The sequence below is a fragment of the Peribacillus sp. NPDC101480 genome, assembly GCF_050277335.1.
Taxonomy (GTDB): domain Bacteria; phylum Bacillota; class Bacilli; order Bacillales; family DSM-1321; genus Peribacillus.
Genome location: NZ_JBNNSB010000001.1, coordinates 747,859 through 767,342, shown reverse-complemented (window position 1 = coordinate 767,342; position 19,484 = coordinate 747,859). Strand labels below are relative to the sequence as shown.

The following is a 19,484-nucleotide window of genomic DNA, read 5'->3' as shown; positions in this document are numbered from 1 at the left end:
ATTTGGCAGCCCCCCTTCTTTTCTTTACTTAACTCGATTTGTTTTGGTAATTCAATAAAAAATCAAGAAGACTTTCTTGAGCCTGGAATAGCTTTTCTTCGTTTTTGGAAGTCTCATATTCATCAATCGACTTTGCGGCAGCAGTCAGGTCATCGTTCATATTCGAAAACTCAGGCGATAATTTCCCCGCCTTCAGTTCATCCAAGTTTTTTTTCAGGTTTTCTTTGTTTACCGTCCCTTCCTTTCCGCGAAGCTTGGTTGCGGATGTTTCTGCCAAGGAAGTATATATTTCCTTCATCTTGTCGAGGGTTTTCTCATCTTCCTGGCTTGTCCCAGCCGCTTCAAAATTGATTTCCTTCCAATATACGTCCACATCATAGGACTTTAAGAATAAGGCCAGCTCCTTACTTGAAGCTAGACTCTCTGCCGACCCCAAGAATAGATAATAGCTGTCTTCCAATTTGAAAATTTCAGCAGGAACCTGCTTTTCAATGATTTTCTTTTGTATTTGCCTTGCCGCATCCTCGCTGCTGAATACTCCTCCCTGTACAAGGAATGTCTTCAGCTGGTTTCCTGGTTCAGTCACTGCCGCTTTTTTATCCTCAACAGTGGCTTCCGTTGGAACCGGGGTCTCGACCGAAGATACTTCGGCTTTTTCCTTTGTAATCGTTTTAACGGCGATCAAGCCAAGAATCGACCCAAAAAAAACAGCACAAATGACAGCGATCATGAATGTCTTGATCGGTCTTTTATTAGAACTTTTCAGCGAACTGGTACCAAAACCGATGAGCTTCGGCATTTTTTTCTTTGGCGGTGAGGGTACCAAAACGATTTTGTTTTCGTTTGAATCCTCAGGGAGTATCCATTCGAAACTCTCGTCTGTGTGTCCCTGTTCCTGCTCCTTACTCGCCGCCTCTTGACTTTCAGCCTTTTTATCGGCAAATACTTTTTCTTCCCCATTTATTTTAATCGTTACACCCTTGCTTTGTTCCGGCTTGCCCAATTTTTTTCCTCCCCTCTAGATCATTTTTTTCATCCTAACATAGAGGTAAAAAAAAATAACAAGACTTTTGTCGTCTTGTCATTAATAGGTTTCGTCAAATTTCCCTATTCATATATGGGTGACGAAAATAGAATTCCAGGTACTGGTACTTCTGGTTCACAAACCATTCAATATCGCCTCTCACCAATTACATACATCACTCTTTCATGCCAGCTTCACTTGCAGCCAATTGGGGATAGTTCCCTACTGAGCTATTGTTAAGGTGATTTTTGACAAATTCCTCTTGGATCAGGTTGGTTCTTTAAGCTCATCTTAAAAAAGTTACATACCAATGCAGAAGGGAATCGCCCCAAAAATAAGCAGTCAATGTCCCAAAAACGATATACGGACCGAAAGGAATAAGTGTTTTCTTTTTTAGGATTCCGCTCAGCAATCCGATGAAGCCCAGGAATGCCCCATAAAAGCACGCAAAAAGAAACGATAACAGCACCATCTTCAGTCCCAGTACAAAGCCAATCACTGCAAATAGCTTGATATCACCGCCACCCATACCACCCTGACTCACGACTGCGATTAATAACAGCAGGCTAAAGCCCACCACTGCCCCGACAATTGAATCCCACCAGGGCGACAGCGGAAATGAGACTCTTAAAACGATAAAAATCACCGTAAAGAAAAGCAGTATTTTATCAGGTATGAGCATATAGGCGACATCAGTCACGAAGATGATCATAAATAATGAAATCAATGTCAAGCCAACCAAGAGTTCGCTCGACCAGCCAAGGAATATGGGAGCAGAGGCAAACAAAACACCGGTCAGCATTTCCACTATCGGATAAAGTGGGGAAATCCTTGCTTTACATCCCCGGCATTTTCCGTCTTGCAACATATAGGAAATAACCGGCATCAACTCGAAGAATGTCAATGTACGCCCGCAAGAAGGGCAGGCGGAGCGACGATTTGCAAATGTCTGACCAGCTGGAACACTTAAACCGACAACGTTAAAGAATGAGCCTAAAATTAAGCCGAAGACGAAGAGATAGATATGGATAGCCATCATTTATACAAAGTGCATGAGGATTCGATTGCTTTTCTATGAAACCCTAATAAAAAAGTCCCTTCCGCTATGTAATCGTCACTGGGGCTCTTCATGATCATTCATTCCTCCCGTCATTTCATTAAGTAGATCCTACTATTCATCAATCATGTAGAATCAATATATAAACATATTTTAACAAAAATACTTGGTGATTTGTTATCAATCACCCTATTAGAGTTTTTTCTTTTCAAACAGCTCTGTTAACAAGGGAAAAGGACCTGAAAATCGAGTTTGTCTACAGTTTTTTTTGGTTTGTACAATTTTGGACGTTGATTTCCACTTCAGGCACTCGCTTTCCGCGGGCGGTCCGGGAGCCTCCTCGGCGCACTTGCGACTGTGGGGTCTCCCTTGGACTCGCTATTCCCGCAGGAGTCTCGCACCTTCCGTTCCAATCAACTATGTTTAAAATTTCAGATGGAACCTTTTGCCTATAGTCTTTTTTGTTTTAAAATAGAACTATTAAAACCTGAGGTGATGAGGATGCTTTTGAAACATTATTCTATTCAGCGAGACCAACTTGAAATGATTACTTTAGATCAACTGGTGCCGGCGAATCATTTGGTTCGTAAAATTGAGGCTGCCATTGACTTCACTTTCATTTATGATTTGAAAGATATATATTCAGAGATAGGAAGCCCAAGTATTGATCCAGTTATATTAGCCAAACTGACTTTCATTCGATTTACCCTCGGTATTCGTTCAATGCATAAAGCAATTGAAGAAGTTGAAACAAATATGGCTTACCGTTGGTTCTTAGGCTTTGGTTTCCATGATAAAGCGCCTCATTTCTCGACAATCGGGAAAAATAATTAGTCCACCGGTAAAGGCACATCCCTTTAGGCATCTTCTCTGATTAGGAACTCCCTCACAAGTGAAAGGAAATGGAGCGACCCTGTGATGACAAGAATCTCTTTTTCCCCTGTTTTCCTGCTGCCTTCCGTTATCGCCTCCTGCCAATCCTTGTTTATCCGTTTATTGGGATGACTGCATTTTTCATATAGCGTTTTCGCATCCGCCGCCCGTTCATGGTCGAATTCGGTAATGATGATTTCCATCGCTTCAGTTTCCAGTCCATGAAGCATCTCGGAATAATTTTTATCTTTAAATGAACTGAATACGAATCGGTACTTATAATCGGGGTAATGCACTTTTAGCGTTTCCTTCAGCACGTCGATGCCGGCAGGATTATGTGCACCATCGATGATCACCAACGGCTCATCCGATATTTTTTCAAAGCGGCCATCCCATTTCGCTTCGCCTATTCCTTTAAGGATGCTTCTTTTATCGATATTTTCCATTCCTAATGTGACAGCAGCAATGGCCAGTGCCGCATTCTCCATTTGATGACGTCCTAGCATCCGCATTTCCACATTTTCGATGGACCTGTCGGCAAGCGAAAATGAGAAACTTTGCCCTCGTTCACTTTGCTTTATATTGCCTATATGAAAGTCTTTACCTAATTGGTAATAAGGTACCCCTAATGATGACGCTTTTTCTTCAATTACTTTTGCTGGTTCCCCGGCTGTGACTCCGCTGATGATCGGCGCCCCGCTTTTAATGATGCCAGCCTTCTCAAAAGCAATTTCCCCAAGTGTGTTACCCAGGATGCTCGTATGTTCCAAAGAAATCGAGGTAATGATCGAAAGAAACGGCTGGATGACATTCGTTGTATCGAGCCTGCCTCCCAAACCGGTTTCCATCAAAACCAAATCCACTTCCTTTTTGCTAAAATAAGAAAATGCCACCGCAGTCAAAATTTCGAACTGAGTGGGACCGTCCCCTTTACTGTCCATCTCTTGGATAATCGGCCAAAGCTCCCGGAAGACAGCGATAAAATCCTTATCACTGATTTCATCTTCATTAATCTTGAGCTGTTCATTCATCCGTATTAAATAAGGTGATGTGAAGGAAGCGACCCGAATCCCTTGGGCAAGTAGGATCTCTTTAATATATTGGAGTGTTGATCCTTTCCCGTTAGATCCTGCAATATGAATATACTGTAGCGCCTTATGCGGGTCTCCTAATTCAGTTAACAATGCTTCCATCCGTGATAGGCCAAAATTCATGCCCAATTGAACTTGGCGCCTTTCAAAAAAATGATTGATTTCTTTCATGGTCGTTACCATTATCGTTGTGCCTCCTCTTTCTTTATACCGCTCTTATGCGTTAAGATTATTTTATCAATATATGAACGATTAACCTAGATGAAAGGTAGTGTTTTACCATGAAACCTTCAGATTACCACTGTTGGATTGTCGTTAACGGCTATTTACAGCATGATAAGTTTTCCAGTTTAGCTTTGTTCATTAAAGAGGCGGCTGAAAGGAAAGATATCATGGCAACTCTTATCCGTAATTCAGATCTCATTCCCATAATCGAAAAAGGAGTGCCACTGCTTAAAGGAGCTTTTGATAAGCTTCCTGATTTTGTTCTGTTCATGGATAAAGACATTCATTTGGCACGCCATTTGGAATTGCTCGGCATCCCCGTTTATAACAGCAGTAAAGCGATCGATATTTGCGACAGTAAAGCAAAAACACATCAAGCATTGACCGGGCATGGCATACCAATGCCGAAAACCTTATTTCCCCCTTTTACGTACGAAGGGATTGAAAGGGTCAATATGGATGCTTTTATCCAAATCGGCAATGAGCTTGGGTATCCGCTTATCGTTAAGGAAGCATACGGTTCTTTTGGGGAACAAGTATATTTGATCCAAACAGAGGATGAGTTACTAAAGACGATCTGTAATCTTGGCCACAAACCATTTATAATCCAGGAATTCATCGAGCACAGTAAAGGTCGGGATATTCGTGTGAATGTCGTGGGCAATCAAGTCATAGCAGCGATGCAACGCCATTCGGAGCAAGACTTCCGAGCTAATATGACTGCCGGAGGGCAGGCTGCACCATATATACCCACCAATGAAGAAGCACAACTTGCCATCCGATGTGCGCAAATTCTGGGTGCCGACTTCGCTGGCGTCGATTTGTTGTTCGGTGAAGAAGGTCCGCTTTTGTGCGAAGTGAATTCGAATTCTCATTTACTGAATATTTATGAATGTACAGGCATCAACATCGCTGAAAGCATGTTCGATTATATCTTGAAAGAATTAGGAAAAGGAAGTGCATCTAATGAAAAAACAAGCAGGCTGGTTGATTTATAACCGTGAGGATGCCTTGAAAAACAAAGGATACATAGATTGGATGCTTGACGAAGCCAGTAAGCTTGATCTTGATTTACACTTTCACTTTCGGGAAGACCTTAGGATCGGTCATCGTTTCAACGAGTTGTACGTGGAACATGAGACGCAGCCAATTTCATTGCCGGACTTCGCTATCGTCCGGACCATCGATCCTTTTTTTACAAAGCAGCTTGAGCAACTGGGGATTGCTTGCTTTAACTCCTCCTTCGTATCGGAAATCGCGAATGACAAAGCAAAGACGCACCAATATATGTCCTCGCTTGGGATTCCAATGGCCGATACCGTATATTGTAACGGAAGACCGAGTGCCGATGACATGGAGTTCCCTTTCATTGCTAAAGAAACAAGTGGACGCGGCGGGAAACAAGTATATCTAATACAACATGCCGATGATCTTGCCATACTGAAAGATGGAAATTGGATAGTCCAAAAACCCGGCTTATTCGGTAAAGATATCCGCGTTTTTGTAATTGGAAAAAAAGTGAAGGCTGCTGTACTTAGGGAGTCCGCTTCAAGTTTCAAGGCAAATTATACGCTGGGCGGATCGGCTTCACTATATGAGCTATCTGCAGCTGAATTAGGCCTTGTCGAAAAAGTAATGAAGTCGTTTGATTTCGGCCTGGTCGGAATCGATTTCATATTTGCCGAAGATGGCAGCCCCATGCTCAACGAAATCGAGGATGTCGTCGGCAGCCGGACATTAAGTGCATTAAGTGATATGAATATCGTATCGGAGTACCTTACATTCATAAAAGAAAGAATATCCTCCTAACGAAGCACAAAAAGGATGAACCGGCATAAAGCTGGTTCATCCTTTTGTTTACAGTTGTTTCAGTTCGCTGATCCTGTGGATTACAGAGTCGCGTTTTTCGCTATAGTCTTTTTCCTTGGCACGTTCTTCTTCGATGACGCTTGCCGGCGCCTTTTTGACGAAGCCCTCGTTGCCTAGTTTTTTCTGTACACGCTCAACTTCTTTATTAAGTTTGTCGAGTTCTTTTTCAAGACGTTTCACTTCTTCGTCAATATTGATCAGTCCTGTCAGCGGAAGGATCAGTTCTACGCCAGTTACGACAGCTGTCATGGCTTGAGCAGGTTCCTCGACTTCAATTCCGATCGTCAATTGTTCAGGATTACAGAAACGCTCGATATAGCTGCTGTTTTTCTGTAACGTCTCTAAGATTGACTCATCTTTCGCTTTTAAAATCAAATTGATTTTTTTGCTAAGCGGTGTGTTCACCTCAGCACGGATATTACGTACGGAGCGGATTATTTCAACAAGCAGCTTCATTTCCTCGGCTGCAGCTGTATCTGTCAATCCTTCATTCACTTCCGGCCAAGCGGCAACAGTGATGGACTCACCTTGATGCGGAAGGTTCTGCCAGATCTCTTCTGTAATGAAAGGCATGAACGGGTGTAACAATCTCATCGTGTTATCCAGTACATAAGCCAAGATCGAGCGCGTCGTTTTCTTCGCTGCTTCGTCTTCGCCATATAGCGGAAGCTTCGCCATTTCAATATACCAGTCACAGAAGTCATCCCAAATGAAGTTGTATAGCACACGGCCCACTTCACCAAACTCATAACGGTCCGCAAGTCTGGTTACGTTGGAAATCGTTTCATTCAAGCGCGTCAAGATCCATTTATCGGCTACAGACTTCTCACCGCTTAAATCGATTTCGTCATAAGTCATGCCATTCATGTTCATCAAAGCAAAACGGGATGCGTTCCAAATCTTATTGGAGAAGTTCCAGACCGCTTCCACTTTTTCCGTGCTGTAACGAAGATCCTGTCCTGGCGAGCTGCCAGTAGACAAGAAGTAACGCAGTGAATCGGCACCGTATTGATCGATGACATCCATCGGATCGACACCATTGCCAAGCGATTTACTCATCTTGCGCCCCTGTTCGTCACGAACGAGTCCGTGGATCAGCACATCTTCAAATGGTCGTTCACCCGTGAACTCAAGAGCTTGGAAAATCATCCGTGATACCCAGAAGAATATGATATCATAGCCTGTCACAAGTGCCCCGGTTGGATAGTAACGTTGGAAATCGATACTGTCCTTGTCAGGCCAGCCCATAGTCGAGAACGGCCATAATGCCGAGCTGAACCATGTATCCAGAACATCCGTATCTTGTTCCCAGTTTTCAGCGTCCGCAGGCTCTTCGTGACCTACATACACTTCACCTGTTTCTTTATGGTACCAGGCTGGAATGCGGTGACCCCACCAAAGCTGACGGGAAATGCACCAGTCACGGATATTTTCCATCCAATGCAGGTACGTTTTTTCGAAACGATCCGGTACGAAATGAACTTTTTCCTCATCTGATCCTTTTTGAAGCTCAACGGATGCATCAGCCAGCGGCTGCATTTTAACGAACCATTGCGTCGAAAGATATGGTTCAACAACAGCACCGCTTCTCTCTGAATGTCCGACTGAGTGAAGGTGATCTTCGATTTTGAAGAGTACTCCTTCTTCCTGAAGGTCTTTGACGATTTGTTTACGGCATTCAAACCGGTCCATGCCTTCATATTTACCAGCCTTTTCATTCATCGAGCCATCTTCATGCATGACAAGGATGCGCTCCAAATCGTGACGGTTCCCGATTTCGAAATCATTCGGGTCATGAGCCGGAGTAATTTTGACCGCGCCTGAACCGAATTCCATATCGACATAATCATCACCGACAATCCGGATTTCCCGGCCTGTAATTGGCAAGCGGACCATTTTGCCGATCAAGTGTTTATAACGGTCATCTTCAGGATGTACAGCAACAGCAGTATCACCAAGCATCGTTTCTGGACGGGTGGTGGCAATTTCGATTTCACCTGATCCGTCAACCAACGGATATTTCATATGGTAAAATGCGCCCTGCACATCTTTGTAAATAACCTCGATATCGGATAAGGCCGTTTTCGTCGATGGATCCCAGTTGATGATGTATTCGCCGCGATAAATCAAGCCCTTGTTATAAAGCGAAACGAACACTTCGCGCACAGCTTTTGAAAGCCCCTCATCAAGAGTGAAGCGTTCACGTGTATAATCAAGTCCAAGACCCAGCTTTGACCATTGTTCACGGATATGGCTCGCATATTCCTCTTTCCATTTCCATGTCTCTTCTACGAATTTTTCACGTCCAAGGTCATAACGGCTCATGCCTTCCGCACGAAGTTTCTGTTCTACTTTCGCTTGAGTGGCGATACCGGCATGGTCCATGCCCGGCAACCATAAAACATCATAGCCTTGCATTCTTTTCATGCGTGTTAAAATATCTTGAAGTGTCGTATCCCAAGCGTGACCAAGATGAAGCTTACCTGTCACGTTAGGCGGCGGGATGACAATCGTGTATGGTTCTTTTTTATCGTCACCCGTCGTTTCGAAAAACTTTCCATCAAGCCACCATTTGTAGCGGCCTTTCTCTATCGTCTGCGGATCATATTTAGTCGGCATAGAAATTTGGTTCTCTTCCATATCATTTCCTCCTTTTTAGGCATAAAAAAAACTTCCATCATCACAAAAGGACGAAGGAAGTTGTTCGCGGTGCCACCTTTTTTCCGAAAAAGAAAAAAACTCTTTCGGCTCTCAAATCGGATAACGGCTCTTCACCGGCCTTCGCTACTAAGAGGTTCACGAAGACTGCTCGCGGACGACTTCGGATGCTGCTGCCTGGAAACCTCGCACCAATTTGGTTTCCTCTCTGAAAAGTGCATATCATCTTACTATTTCCGGTCTTTGCATTGATTTATATTCATATGTAAATTCATTGAATGCATATAGTATATAGTACAAAAAATATGGGGCTCCAGTCAATCATCTTTTCGCTTACTTTCCCAGGAATCATCCCATTTGATACATTCAAGGTCGTTTTCTTTATTTTATCCTCCAGGAACAGTGAATGTGACGGCTTTATCACCTTTTCCACTGCCCACCCATAGAATATAAGAAGTCCTAAAAAGGAAGGTAATAATATGAAGCGAAGATATACTCCCTATACTTTACCGCCTTGGATGAAGAAATTCCGCGGTGTCTGCCAGCAGTTCATCGTCCCCTTTATCGTATTCCAAGGATTACGCACGTTGATTTTTCCGACTTTCTTCGATATGCTCCTGCTAATCGCATTTATTTTCCTGGCCATGTCTTTATATTTCGAATGGATATAATTATTCCCTTACAGCAAAAAAATATACATGACTGGAGATAATCCAATCATGTATATTTAGCTTGGAGGTGATTGTTCTTCTTTGGCAGCCTCGGCAGCAGCCTTTTTCTGCTGTTCGATCTCTTCGATTTTCATCACCATATATTCAATATTTTTCAGAAGCCAAAATTGCCGCTGCAGTTGAGTAACATTCTCAAGCTCTGAACGATGGATCCTGCCATCGGAATAACTCTTCACTAATTCCAAAGCTGATCCAGGGAATGCCAGATAACTTTGCATGAGCAGCAATTCTTCTTCCTTCAACGGAAAATAACGAAAATAGTTATATAGCCAGTCAACGCAGTCATCGCATTGGACAGGATAGGTCCTGGCCGATTTAACGAGAAATGGCAGTAAATCGAAATGCGGCGGAGCCGTATTCGAATTCTCAAAATTGATGAAGTAGCCATACCCCCGCTCATCATAAACGAAATGCTTCAAAGAAACCTTTCCGTGCGTGACCACGGTTCGCACCTTTTCACTATCCTTCGTTTTTTCATACCAGGTTTCAAACTTCTTGATCGAGTACTTCAGCGCCTGTGAAATATCAGTGTAGAAAGAGCAAACCGTCATTTCGAATGGAGACATATACCACTTCTTTTCACAGCTGACAATATACTCATCCATAAAGTCCTTCTCGTTATTCCAGGCATCAAGCGTCCGCTCATAATGGGCTTCCCTTTCCTCAATATCCACTTGTATTTCCTTAACGGAAAGTGTATGCATCCGAGCAAGCTCCCTGAACATTTGCTTATGTTTTTCATCGCGCTCCCCGTCCCCCTGATTATTGAGCCAGGGCATCAGGTAATACAAACGGCCATTATGAAGAACGGCGTAACGCTGATCCATCGTTTGATAAATCGGAACGATCCGATTATAGCCGCGATGGTACAGTTTTTGAACATTTTTGATAAAATCAATGCCGTTCTGCGGTAACATCGATTTCAAGGCAAATGTACCGCGATCACTGTACACTTTTTTCACACGCCCGAAGTCCTCGATATATTGTACATACATGGCATATTCCTTCAATACGGTTTCCGTGTCCCGATTCAGATTGGCAGGCTGCTGATTCTCGTTTTCCCTCACGAGACTCACTCACTTTCTCTAAAAAACTAAAGATTCTCCAGCACCTAAAAAACAGGAGCAGACCATATGCTCTGCTCTCTGTCCCGATCAATTCTTATATGCAACCGCCTTCGGTATATAGATGACTTGCCCTTCATGAACGTTTTGATTCGACTCCAATTCATTGCTGAAAAGTATCGATTGAACCGTAACATCATATCGTTGAGCCAAGTCATCAAGCGTTTCCCCTTGCTGAACAATACAAACTTTCATCCTTACCAGTTCTTCTTCCTGTTTCCGTCCGAATAAATCCATGATGGAAGGCTGCTTCTCACCATGATCGGCCGTTTCTTTATCATCACGTTCCGCGGCTTGTTTCCTGCCTTTGAAATTCTTAACCTCCTTAGCCGGTGGCGCAGGTCTTTCCCTCTTTTTGAATAGATCGCTTAAGGACGAATGAGATTCCTCTTCCTGCTCCACCTTTACATGTTCATTTAGAATAGGACCCGCTGCAACGCCATCCTCCTCCTGCCGTATGACCTCCTCGGTTTCTAAATTGGAAACAGGGCTATTTTGATGGATGGCTGCTTGACTTGGCTCTTCTACTACTTCTTCTTCTACTTCTTCTACTTCTTCTTTCAATGTCACTCTAGGAATCTCTATCTTCTCCACTGGATCCTGCCTGCTTGGTTCTTCCTCCAGTTTCCCCTCTTCCATGGAAGGTACCTTATCCGTTGGGTCAGACGGATCTCCAATAACTTCTTCCTCTACAGCTTCAGCTTCTTCCTGTCTATGCACTTCCGTTTCCCACTCCTCCTCTTCAGGATATGGTGAAACGGGAATTTCAAAAACTGGGGCACTATGCTGATCGCTTAAATAAATCGGCTCCTCTTCCTCTTCTTCATTTGCTTCAGAAACTCGTTTTGACTCTGCAGAAAAGGGCGCGTATAACTCTTCTTCCTCCTCATCACGGAAAACAGGCTGAAAGTCCGGAATCGGCGGCACTGCAGCCGCATAAGGAATATACGACTCATTTTCCCCATCCGTTTCTTCTTGTTCCTCTGTTTCCCCAACTTCCTGCTCCGTATCGAACCGTTCTTCCACATATGAATCATTATAGATTCCGGTTATCAAAAGATCCGCCTGCAATTTCAAACAGTTATGCTCTGGCAGGGCATAATCAAAGCTTTGAATCGAGACATCGACCTCATCCAATGAGGCAATCCGATTATTCGGAATCGTTATGTCAACCGGAAAACGGTGTGTGAACTCATTTAGTCCATTGGGATGCCTCTCGACCTTTTGAACCGCTTTTGGCAAAAAGGTCTGCGAAAACTCCTCTTCTTCACCATTTTGCGAGTCTTTATATTCACCGCTTAAATCCAACGAGCCTCGTATAAAAACATATTGGTCACTTTCTTGAATCGTCACATTTGGATCAAGCGAAATGGAATATAGCTCAGCCACTTCCTGTCCCTTCTGGAACCAAACGGATTCCTCTAAAGAAAATCGTAAATACGATTCATTTTCTTGCGACAAAAACAACTCCTCCTTTCAGCTTCAGGAAACGGTACCTATACCAATATCAATCTATGAATGAAGGAAGCCGATTATTCCTTAATTTCATACGCCGCACTCGAGACCTTTTATTTCCTGAACCTCTTAAAAAGAAGGGATTCAAATATTTCAGGCTAAAATCATGTGGGATTGTAACAATAGGCATGAAAATCCTGAATGAAACCATTAATTCGACTTTCCACGTACTGATTGAATTCAAAAAAACTGGCTACCCTTCTCCAAAAGTTCTTGGAAAATGGCAGCCAGTTCAAAGTTATCATTATTCAATATATCGGTAGTTCGTGAAGCCTTGCATCATTTTTTTAATTTTGCAAAAGCCTGTTCTGCCGCTGTAATGGTCTTTTCGATATCTTCATCACTATGTGCAGTGGAAAGGAATAAACCTTCAAACTGTGACGGCGGCAAGTAGATGCCTTGATTCGCCATTTCCCTATAGTAAGAAGCAAAGAACTCTAAATCGGATGTTTTTGCTGTATCATAGTTTACCACTTCTTCATTCGTAAAGAAAAGTCCAATCATGGAACCGGCACGGTTGAATGTATACGGGACTCCGTACTTTTTCGCTGCTTCCCCAATACCTTTTTCGAGCATATCCCCTTTTCGGGTGAACTCATCATAAGATTCTGGAGTCAATTGGCTCAGCGTTTCAAGACCGGCCGTCATGGCAAGGGGGTTACCCGACAATGTTCCCGCTTGATAGATCGTCCCACTCGGGGCAATTTGTTCCATGAATTCTCGCTTGCCTCCGAATGCACCTACAGGCAAGCCGCCGCCAATAACTTTCCCAAGGCAAGTCAAATCAGGTACGATGCCAAAATAGCCTTGTGCACAATTATAGCCGACACGGAACCCTGTCATAACTTCGTCAAAGATCAATAGAGCCCCGTATTGGGTGGTCACTTCACGTAAGCCTTCGAGGAAACCAGGTTGTGGCGGAACCACACCCATGTTCCCTGCAACAGGTTCTACGATGATACAGGCAATGTCTTCGCCAAATTGTTCAAATGCGTATTTGGTCGCAGCTAGATCATTATATGCTACGGTAATCGTATTTTTTGCAATGCCTTCCGGTACTCCCGGGCTATCCGGTAAGCCTAATGTCGCAACGCCTGAACCCGCCTTGATCAGCAAGGAATCGCCATGTCCATGATAGGAGCCTTCGAATTTCAGGATTTTATCACGGCCTGTAATGCCTCGTGCCAACCTTAGTGCACTCATCGTCGCTTCCGTGCCTGAAGATACCATACGGATCATTTCAATCGAAGGCACCCGTTCAATGACCAGCTTGGCCAGTTCATTCTCAATCAGTGTCGAGGTCCCAAAGCTTGTACCTGATTCCGCTACCTTTTTCAATGATTCCACGACACGGTCATTCGTGTGACCCAGGATAAGCGGTCCCCATGAAAGAACATAGTCGATATATTCATTTCCATCGATATCATACATTTTTGAGCCTTTTCCGCGCTCCATGAAAATGGGATCCATGTCCACAGATTTGAAGGCACGCACCGGGCTGTTCACGCCGCCTGGCATCAAATTTTTTGCTTCAGCAAACGCTTTTTTCGATTTTTCATATGACCGCATGATTCAATCCCCTTTTTCCATTACAGGTTATATTTTTATATCATTGATTTTCTTCGTTTATCCAGCGTGCTACCTCTTTAGAAAAATACGTAATGATCAAGTCGGAACCTGCGCGTTTCAAGCCTGTCAGCATTTCCATCACTATCGCTTTTTCATCAATCCAGCCATTTTGGGCAGCTGCCTTAACCATTGAATATTCACCGCTGACATTATAGGAAACGATCGGAAGATTAAAGTTATTTTTAACGTCCCTGATGATGTCCATGTAGGAAAGGGCCGGTTTCACGATTAGGAAGTCCGCACCTTCAGCAACATCGGATTCAGCTTCACGGAATGCTTCAAGGCGATTGGCGGGATCCATTTGGTAAGTTTTCCTGTCGCCGAATTGCGGCGCACCATTTGCGGCATCACGGAATGGGCCGTAAAAAGCCGAAGAATATTTCACCGCATAGGACATGATTGGGATATCTTCATAACCCGCTTCATCCAGACCTGCACGGATGGCCGCAACAAAACCGTCCATCATGTTGGAAGGTGCAATGATATCGGCGCCGGCCTCTGCCTGGCTGATTGCCGTTTTGGCAAGAAGGTCAAGTGAAGCGTCATTGAGGATTTTTTCCCCTTCTACGACCCCGCAATGGCCATGGCTTGTATACTCACATAGGCAGGTATCCGCTATGACAATAACATCGGGATATTGTTTTTTAATAAAACGGGTTGCTTCTTGCACAAGTCCGTTATGGTGAAATGCCCCTGTACCCTGTTCGTCTTTATCATGATCAAAAGGGACACCGAATAAAATGACTGATTTAATGCCCAGACTCACGACTTCATCCATTTCGGCCCCCAGATTATCCATGGATAGCTGATAGATACCTGGCATGGAGTTGATCTCATTTTTCACATTTTCTCCGTCGATGACGAAGATCGGATAGATCAAATCCTCTTTATGTAATTGTGTTTCACGGACTAAAGCCCTCATGCCGGCACTTGCACGCAAGCGACGGTGGCGATTGAATGGAATGTTTTTCATTTTAAAGTTCCTCCTTTTTACTTCTTTTCAAAATGAAGCGTATTAACTCAGCAACCATGGCATCCGTCGTATAAACTTCTGGACAGACATCGACGGATAGCCCATGTTTTTCAGCCGTTTTAGCGGCAATCGGCCCGATGCAGGCGATGATGATCCGGTCTATGTATGTATCCAATTCATGGCGTTTCATGATCTGTAAAAAATGATTGACCGTCGATGAACTCGTAAAGGTTATGATGTCGATATCGTCGTTCCTTATAAGCTGCACCAGTTTTTTTTCACTGCTTCGAGGAAGCACGGTATGATAAATAATCACTTCATCACAGGATGCACCAGCTTCATTGATTGCCTCCGCAATAACCGCCCTTGCGAGATTTCCTTTTGCCAGCAACACGCGGGCCCCTTTATCAAGCAGGGCATTGAACTCCGCCACGAACCCTTCGGCAACAAACTGAGTTGGAACGAAATCCGCCTTATATCCAAGCCGTTTCAGGGCTGCTTCTGTTTTGGAGCCGATTACGGCTATTTTCGGAAGCTTTAAAGGCTGGTTACCAAGAAGCTTAAAGAAGAAATCCACCCCATTTTGACTGGTCAAAATGATCCAGTCATATGTAAGTAACTCATCTAACCGCTGTTGTACATCTTCCAAATGATCAGGAAGAGTGAACTCAAGCAATGGCACAAGAAGCGGCGTTCCGCCATTTTTTTCGATCGACTCTTTTAAACCATCTGCCTGTCCTTTCCCTCTGGTGATTAATACCTGATAATCCTTAAGAGGTTGAAAGGGATTCATTACTGATCAAGCTCTTCTTTTACGCGATCGATCAATTCTTTACCGCCCATTTCACTAATCTGTTTGGCAGCAGCATGCCCAACCGCCTCGGGATCGGTTCCCTCAACCATTTCTTTATAAATCACCTTTCCATCCGGGGCAGCGACCAAAGCCGTCAAGGAAACGGATCCATTATCTTTTGCCACCGCAAATCCGGCAATCGGTACCTGGCATCCGCCTTCCATTTTATCCAAAAAGGCACGTTCCGCTTCAACCGTTCTTTTAGTTTTTTCACAGGTCAATTTCGCAAGTTCCGCCAGCAGCTCTTTGTCGTCTTCACGGCACTCAATGGAAAGTGCTCCTTGTCCAACTGCCGGAATGCAAATATCTTCATCTAAAAATTCCGTTACGATGTCCTTCTCCCAACCCATTCTTGACAGTCCGGCAGCAGCTAAAATGATAGCATCATAATCTTCCGTTTTCAGCTTATTCAGACGGGTATCGATATTACCGCGAATCCATTTAATTTCAAGGTCCGGCCTTCTAGCCAATATTTGCGCGCCACGGCGCAAGCTGCTTGTACCTATGATGGAACCCGGCTTCAGTTCGGAAAGATTTTCATGATTTTTTGAAATCAAGGCATCCCGATGGTCCTCCCTCGGTGGTATGCAGCCAATCGTCAAGCCTGGAGGCAGCACTGCTGGCATATCTTTCATACTATGTACAGCCATATCAATTTCTTTATCCAGCATCGCTTGTTCGATTTCTTTAACGAATAAGCCCTTTCCGCCTACCTTGGAAAGTGTTACATCAAGGATTTGGTCACCCTTTGTGACAATTTCCTTCACCTCGAAATCGTATGGGACCCCAAGCTCTTTAAGTTGATCGATAACCCAGTTAGTTTGGGTGATCGCTAATTTACTACGTCTAGAACCGACAATTATTTTTCTCATAGTTTCCTCCTATGTATTCCAAAAGTGGAATGTTGAAAGGCTTCCGAAAAGGAAAAAGTTTATTAACACAATCATGAAAGATCCAATATTCAGAAAGGCTAGCGTCCTTCCATACATTTGTTTCCGAATTTTCAAGTATAAAAACACACTGTAAGCGATAAGCAAAATAAATGAGCCGATGATCTTCATGTCCAGCCAGGATACCCCAGGCACTTTTATATATGCCCATTGAATCCCCAGGATAAGGGAAACCACTAATAATGGAACACCTATTACTGCGAGGACATAAGACATTTGCTCGAGCTTTGTTAGATCGCCGAGTCGAAGCAGGCGTTTTCCCCATTTCTTCCGTTTCAGTAAATCATATTGGATTAAGTATAAAAGTGAAAAAACGAAAGAAAGCGTGAATGCCCCATATGATAGGATGGCAAAAGTGATATGTATGAGCAGTAGCTCTGAAACCAGGCGCTGGGCAAGCACTTGAGATTCTATCTGAACAGGTGCAAAGGTATGGATGGCCATAACCATGAAACCTAATACATTCGTAAAAAAGACCGTAAAATCGACTCTTAGCAATCGGTTAATGATTAAAGATAACGATATGAGGACCCATGCATAAAAATATAATCCTTCAAAAATCGTCAATACCGGGAACCTTCCCGTTTTCAACACATACAGAAATAAAAAAATTGTTTGCAGTACCCAAACAATAGAAAGCAACCAGAAGGCGACCCTGTTCGCCTTCTGGTTATTATTGAGGAAATCGATAAAATATAAAAGCATACTGATGGCATACAACAATACAGTGGCTTCATGCAATCTTGTCATTAGTAATTCCATATCTACCTCATTACTGGACAGGAACTGGATTCAATAGGGATGACTTGGAGCTGTTCCGTTCTTTTTCATCCGTAACCAGCTGGTCTTCAATCAATTCCTCTAAATGGAAGATTTTCACGAAATTATTTAATTGCTCTTTTGCATTCGGCTCATCTGCCAGCTCTTTTGCATAAAGAATCGGATCTTTCAGCATTTGGTTGATGATGCTTTTCGTATGCTTATTCAAAACTTTTTTGTCACGTTCGCTCAAATGCGGTAGCTTTCTTTCGATGCTTTCCATCGTTTCCTTTTGTATCGATAGGGATTTTTCCCGTAAAGAAGAAATGACGGGAACCACACCAAGTAAATTAATCCATTGATTGAAATCAACGATTTCTGATTCGATCATCAATTCTATTTTCTCGGCAGCTTTTTTACGTTCTTCGATATTGGCTTGCACGATCCCTTCAAGATCGTCAATATCATACAAGAAGACATTTTCCAGCTCAGCCAATGTTGGATCGAGGTCACGCGGCACTGCGATATCGACCATGAAAATAGGACGGCCTTTACGAAGCTTATTGATGAATGACATCATTTCTTTTGTTACAAGGAGATCTTTTGATCCGGTGGAAGTAATCAGGATATCAGCTTCCACTAAAGCGCATTGCAGCTCTTGAAGCTGTTTCGCCGTACCATTGAATCTTTCCGCCAGGTCGACCGCTTTCTGGAAGGTGCGGTTAATGACTGTAATGCTGTCGGCACCATTGCTATGCAGATTTTGAATGGCCAGCTCACCCATCTTACCGGCCCCAAGAATCAAGACATTCTTGCCGTTCAGGCCTCCAAAGATTTTCTTGGCAAGCTCGACTGCCGCATAGCTGACGGAAACGGCATTTGTATTGATTTCGGTTTCCGAATGAGCTTTTTTAGCCAATGTAAGGGCTTGCTTGAAGAGATGGTTAAAAACGGTACCGATCGTATCTTCCTTCTGCCCTAACAGATAGCTTGAACGTACTTGTCCCAAAATCTGAGTTTCGCCCAGTATCATGGAATTCAAGCCGCAGGTAACTGAAAATAAATGCTCAACAGCCCCATCGCCTTCATAAATGAACAGATATTTAGAAAATTCTTCTTTATCGATATTAAACCATTCCGAAAGAAATTCCTTTATATAATACCTGCTTGTATGAAGCTGGTCACCGACCGCATATATTTCCGTCCTGTTACATGTTGAAATAATAATATTTTCCAAGATGCTTTTTTTATTTTTAAGAGCTTTCATTGCCTCGGCAAGTTCGGCTTCGTTAAACGATAGTTTTTCCCGAATTTCTACAGGGGCAGTTTTGTAATTTATACCAACCGCTAGAATATGCATCCTTTTGTTTTGCACCCCCAAAATTTTTCATGTAAATTTATTATACCATGTACTAAAATGGTTTTACGCAAATAATATGAACAGTTTATGAATAACGTATGCTACCATGAAAAGACAGCCAAAACGCCCGTAATGCTACAAAAGGTGTCTTAGCAGGATTGGTAAGTTACATACATATTTCGACATTGTGTACAAAAGTACCATATCAAAAATGGCAAAAAACTTCAAGTAATCGAATTGCATAGGAGGATAAAATGAAAACGCAGCGTATTTTCCCAGGAATCGTATTAATCGGTTTCGGGCTCTATTTTTTTCTTGAACATTCCCAAATCGAAATCTTTCCAGGCTTTTTCAGCTGGCCCACTTTATTATGTATAGTTGGTGCAGCCTTCCTGATTCAGGCATATAGCGGTAATGAATATGAGTCCATCCTGCCAGGCGTCATCCTACTGGGTTTCGGGGCTCACTTCCATATCGTCGAGAATCTGGATATCTGGCCGGATAATATAGGTATCTTTATTTTAATCATCTCGCTCGGATTTATTCTCCGGGCACGTAAAACAAATTCTGGAATGTTTCACGGGATGGTAATACTTCTCATCTCGATCACTTTCTTATTCTATGATCAAATCACTTCTTCTTTTGGGCTTGTTGAAACAAGCACTGCGAACATCGAAAGGTTTTGGCCATTTGCGTTGATGGCAATCGGCATTTATTTTTTGGTTCGAAAAAAGTGAGAATTGCCGATTCGCATTTTTGCAAATTCCATGATGAAAAAGGGTATTCCAGATGC

Annotated in this window: 16 protein-coding genes, 1 pseudogene and 1 other annotated feature; of the genes and pseudogenes, 5 read left to right on the top strand and 12 right to left on the bottom strand. The window is 43.2% G+C overall.

Annotated elements, in window-relative coordinates:
- Positions 1-28: 28 nt before the first annotated feature.
- Together ACQKMF_RS03855 and ACQKMF_RS03850 are read right to left on the bottom strand one after the other, a co-directional pair.
- Complete coding sequence (locus ACQKMF_RS03855; RefSeq protein ID WP_427571843.1) at positions 29-1,003, bottom strand: hypothetical protein; 975 nt, start codon at positions 1,001-1,003, stop codon at positions 29-31.
- A 307-nt stretch (positions 1,004-1,310) separates the two neighbouring features.
- A complete protein-coding gene (locus ACQKMF_RS03850) occupies positions 1,311-2,063 on the bottom strand; it encodes a prepilin peptidase (protein WP_427571841.1) in 753 nt (250 codons plus the stop codon).
- A 519-nt stretch (positions 2,064-2,582) separates the two neighbouring features.
- Between ACQKMF_RS03850 and ACQKMF_RS03845 the strand changes: the two are divergent.
- Positions 2,583-2,909, top strand: a pseudogene (locus ACQKMF_RS03845) (transposase); the annotation flags it as partial.
- 29 nt (positions 2,910-2,938) lie between these two features.
- Here ACQKMF_RS03845 and ACQKMF_RS03840 read toward each other — a convergent pair.
- The gene (locus ACQKMF_RS03840; RefSeq protein ID WP_402938748.1) at positions 2,939-4,228 is read right to left on the bottom strand and encodes a bifunctional folylpolyglutamate synthase/dihydrofolate synthase; all 1,290 of its coding nucleotides are present in this window, start codon (positions 4,226-4,228) and stop codon (positions 2,939-2,941) included.
- Between the two features lie 98 nt (positions 4,229-4,326).
- Between ACQKMF_RS03840 and ACQKMF_RS03835 the strand changes: the two genes are divergently transcribed.
- The gene (locus ACQKMF_RS03835) at positions 4,327-5,268 is read left to right on the top strand and encodes an ATP-grasp domain-containing protein (protein ID WP_427571839.1); all 942 of its coding nucleotides are present in this window, start codon (positions 4,327-4,329) and stop codon (positions 5,266-5,268) included.
- Entirely contained in the window at positions 5,237-6,079 is an 843-nt protein-coding gene (locus ACQKMF_RS03830; protein WP_427571837.1) for an ATP-grasp domain-containing protein, read from the top strand. Before ACQKMF_RS03835 ends, ACQKMF_RS03830 begins: the two co-directional genes overlap by 32 nt.
- A 48-nt stretch (positions 6,080-6,127) precedes the next feature.
- On the opposite strand, the gene ACQKMF_RS03825 is transcribed toward ACQKMF_RS03830, so the two are convergent.
- Positions 6,128-8,779: a valine--tRNA ligase gene (locus tag ACQKMF_RS03825; protein ID WP_427571835.1), complete on the bottom strand. Its 2,652-nt coding sequence runs from the start codon at positions 8,777-8,779 to the stop codon at positions 6,128-6,130.
- 43 nt (positions 8,780-8,822) lie between these two features.
- Positions 8,823-9,050: a binding site (T-box leader), on the bottom strand.
- A gap of 226 nt (positions 9,051-9,276) precedes the next feature.
- Between ACQKMF_RS03825 and ACQKMF_RS03820 the strand changes: the two genes are divergently transcribed.
- Positions 9,277-9,468, top strand: a complete 192-nt coding sequence (locus tag ACQKMF_RS03820; protein WP_101222799.1) for a hypothetical protein — start codon at positions 9,277-9,279, stop codon at positions 9,466-9,468.
- A 56-nt stretch (positions 9,469-9,524) separates the two neighbouring features.
- Here ACQKMF_RS03820 and ysxE read toward each other — a convergent pair whose 3' ends face one another.
- From ysxE to hemA, 8 genes are all read right to left on the bottom strand, one after another.
- On the bottom strand, positions 9,525-10,595 hold the full coding sequence (ysxE, locus tag ACQKMF_RS03815) for a spore coat protein YsxE (protein ID WP_427571832.1): 1,071 nt from the start codon (positions 10,593-10,595) through the stop codon (positions 9,525-9,527).
- A gap of 87 nt (positions 10,596-10,682) precedes the next feature.
- The gene (locus ACQKMF_RS03810; RefSeq protein WP_402938762.1) at positions 10,683-12,113 is read right to left on the bottom strand and encodes a LysM peptidoglycan-binding domain-containing protein; all 1,431 of its coding nucleotides are present in this window, start codon (positions 12,111-12,113) and stop codon (positions 10,683-10,685) included.
- A 333-nt stretch (positions 12,114-12,446) separates the two neighbouring features.
- Positions 12,447-13,736 carry a glutamate-1-semialdehyde 2,1-aminomutase gene (hemL, locus tag ACQKMF_RS03805; RefSeq protein WP_230176788.1) on the bottom strand — a complete coding sequence of 430 codons (1,290 nt, stop codon included), beginning with the start codon at positions 13,734-13,736 and terminating at the stop codon, positions 12,447-12,449.
- A 40-nt stretch (positions 13,737-13,776) separates the two neighbouring features.
- Positions 13,777-14,769 (bottom strand): porphobilinogen synthase, encoded by a 993-nt coding sequence (gene hemB / locus ACQKMF_RS03800; RefSeq protein ID WP_402938766.1) that lies wholly within the window; start codon positions 14,767-14,769, stop codon positions 13,777-13,779.
- Position 14,770: 1 nt separating this feature from the next.
- A complete protein-coding gene (locus tag ACQKMF_RS03795; protein WP_402938769.1) occupies positions 14,771-15,562 on the bottom strand; it encodes a uroporphyrinogen-III synthase in 792 nt (263 codons plus the stop codon).
- Positions 15,562-16,494, bottom strand: a complete 933-nt coding sequence (hemC, locus tag ACQKMF_RS03790) for a hydroxymethylbilane synthase (protein WP_101222805.1) — start codon at positions 16,492-16,494, stop codon at positions 15,562-15,564. Before hemC ends, ACQKMF_RS03795 begins: the two co-directional genes overlap by 1 nt.
- Positions 16,495-16,503: 9 nt before the next feature.
- On the bottom strand, positions 16,504-17,334 hold the full coding sequence (locus ACQKMF_RS03785) for a cytochrome C assembly family protein (RefSeq protein WP_133349505.1): 831 nt from the start codon (positions 17,332-17,334) through the stop codon (positions 16,504-16,506).
- Positions 17,335-17,344: 10 nt separating this feature from the next.
- Entirely contained in the window at positions 17,345-18,691 is a 1,347-nt protein-coding gene (hemA, locus tag ACQKMF_RS03780; protein WP_402938773.1) for a glutamyl-tRNA reductase, read from the bottom strand.
- A gap of 254 nt (positions 18,692-18,945) precedes the next feature.
- Between hemA and ACQKMF_RS03775 the strand changes: the two genes are divergently transcribed.
- Positions 18,946-19,428, top strand: a complete 483-nt coding sequence (locus ACQKMF_RS03775) for a LiaI-LiaF-like domain-containing protein (RefSeq protein ID WP_101222808.1) — start codon at positions 18,946-18,948, stop codon at positions 19,426-19,428.
- Positions 19,429-19,484: the final 56 nt, after the last annotated feature.

Coding starts and splice junctions, on each gene's coding strand:
- ACQKMF_RS03850 (WP_427571841.1), bottom strand. CDS start 2,063: ATGATGGCTATCCATATCTATCTCTTCGTCTTCGGCTTAATTTTAGGC.
- ACQKMF_RS03840 (WP_402938748.1), bottom strand. CDS start 4,228: ATGGTAACGACCATGAAAGAAATCAATCATTTTTTTGAAAGGCGCCAA.
- ACQKMF_RS03835 (WP_427571839.1), top strand. CDS start 4,327: ATGAAACCTTCAGATTACCACTGTTGGATTGTCGTTAACGGCTATTTA.
- ACQKMF_RS03830 (WP_427571837.1), top strand. CDS start 5,237: ATGAAAAAACAAGCAGGCTGGTTGATTTATAACCGTGAGGATGCCTTG.
- ACQKMF_RS03825 (WP_427571835.1), bottom strand. CDS start 8,779: ATGGAAGAGAACCAAATTTCTATGCCGACTAAATATGATCCGCAGACG.
- ACQKMF_RS03820 (WP_101222799.1), top strand. CDS start 9,277: ATGAAGCGAAGATATACTCCCTATACTTTACCGCCTTGGATGAAGAAA.
- hemL (WP_230176788.1), bottom strand. CDS start 13,736: ATGCGGTCATATGAAAAATCGAAAAAAGCGTTTGCTGAAGCAAAAAAT.
- hemB (WP_402938766.1), bottom strand. CDS start 14,769: ATGAAAAACATTCCATTCAATCGCCACCGTCGCTTGCGTGCAAGTGCC.
- ACQKMF_RS03795 (WP_402938769.1), bottom strand. CDS start 15,562: ATGAATCCCTTTCAACCTCTTAAGGATTATCAGGTATTAATCACCAGA.
- hemC (WP_101222805.1), bottom strand. CDS start 16,494: ATGAGAAAAATAATTGTCGGTTCTAGACGTAGTAAATTAGCGATCACC.
- ACQKMF_RS03785 (WP_133349505.1), bottom strand. CDS start 17,334: ATGGAATTACTAATGACAAGATTGCATGAAGCCACTGTATTGTTGTAT.
- hemA (WP_402938773.1), bottom strand. CDS start 18,691: ATGCATATTCTAGCGGTTGGTATAAATTACAAAACTGCCCCTGTAGAA.
- ACQKMF_RS03775 (WP_101222808.1), top strand. CDS start 18,946: ATGAAAACGCAGCGTATTTTCCCAGGAATCGTATTAATCGGTTTCGGG.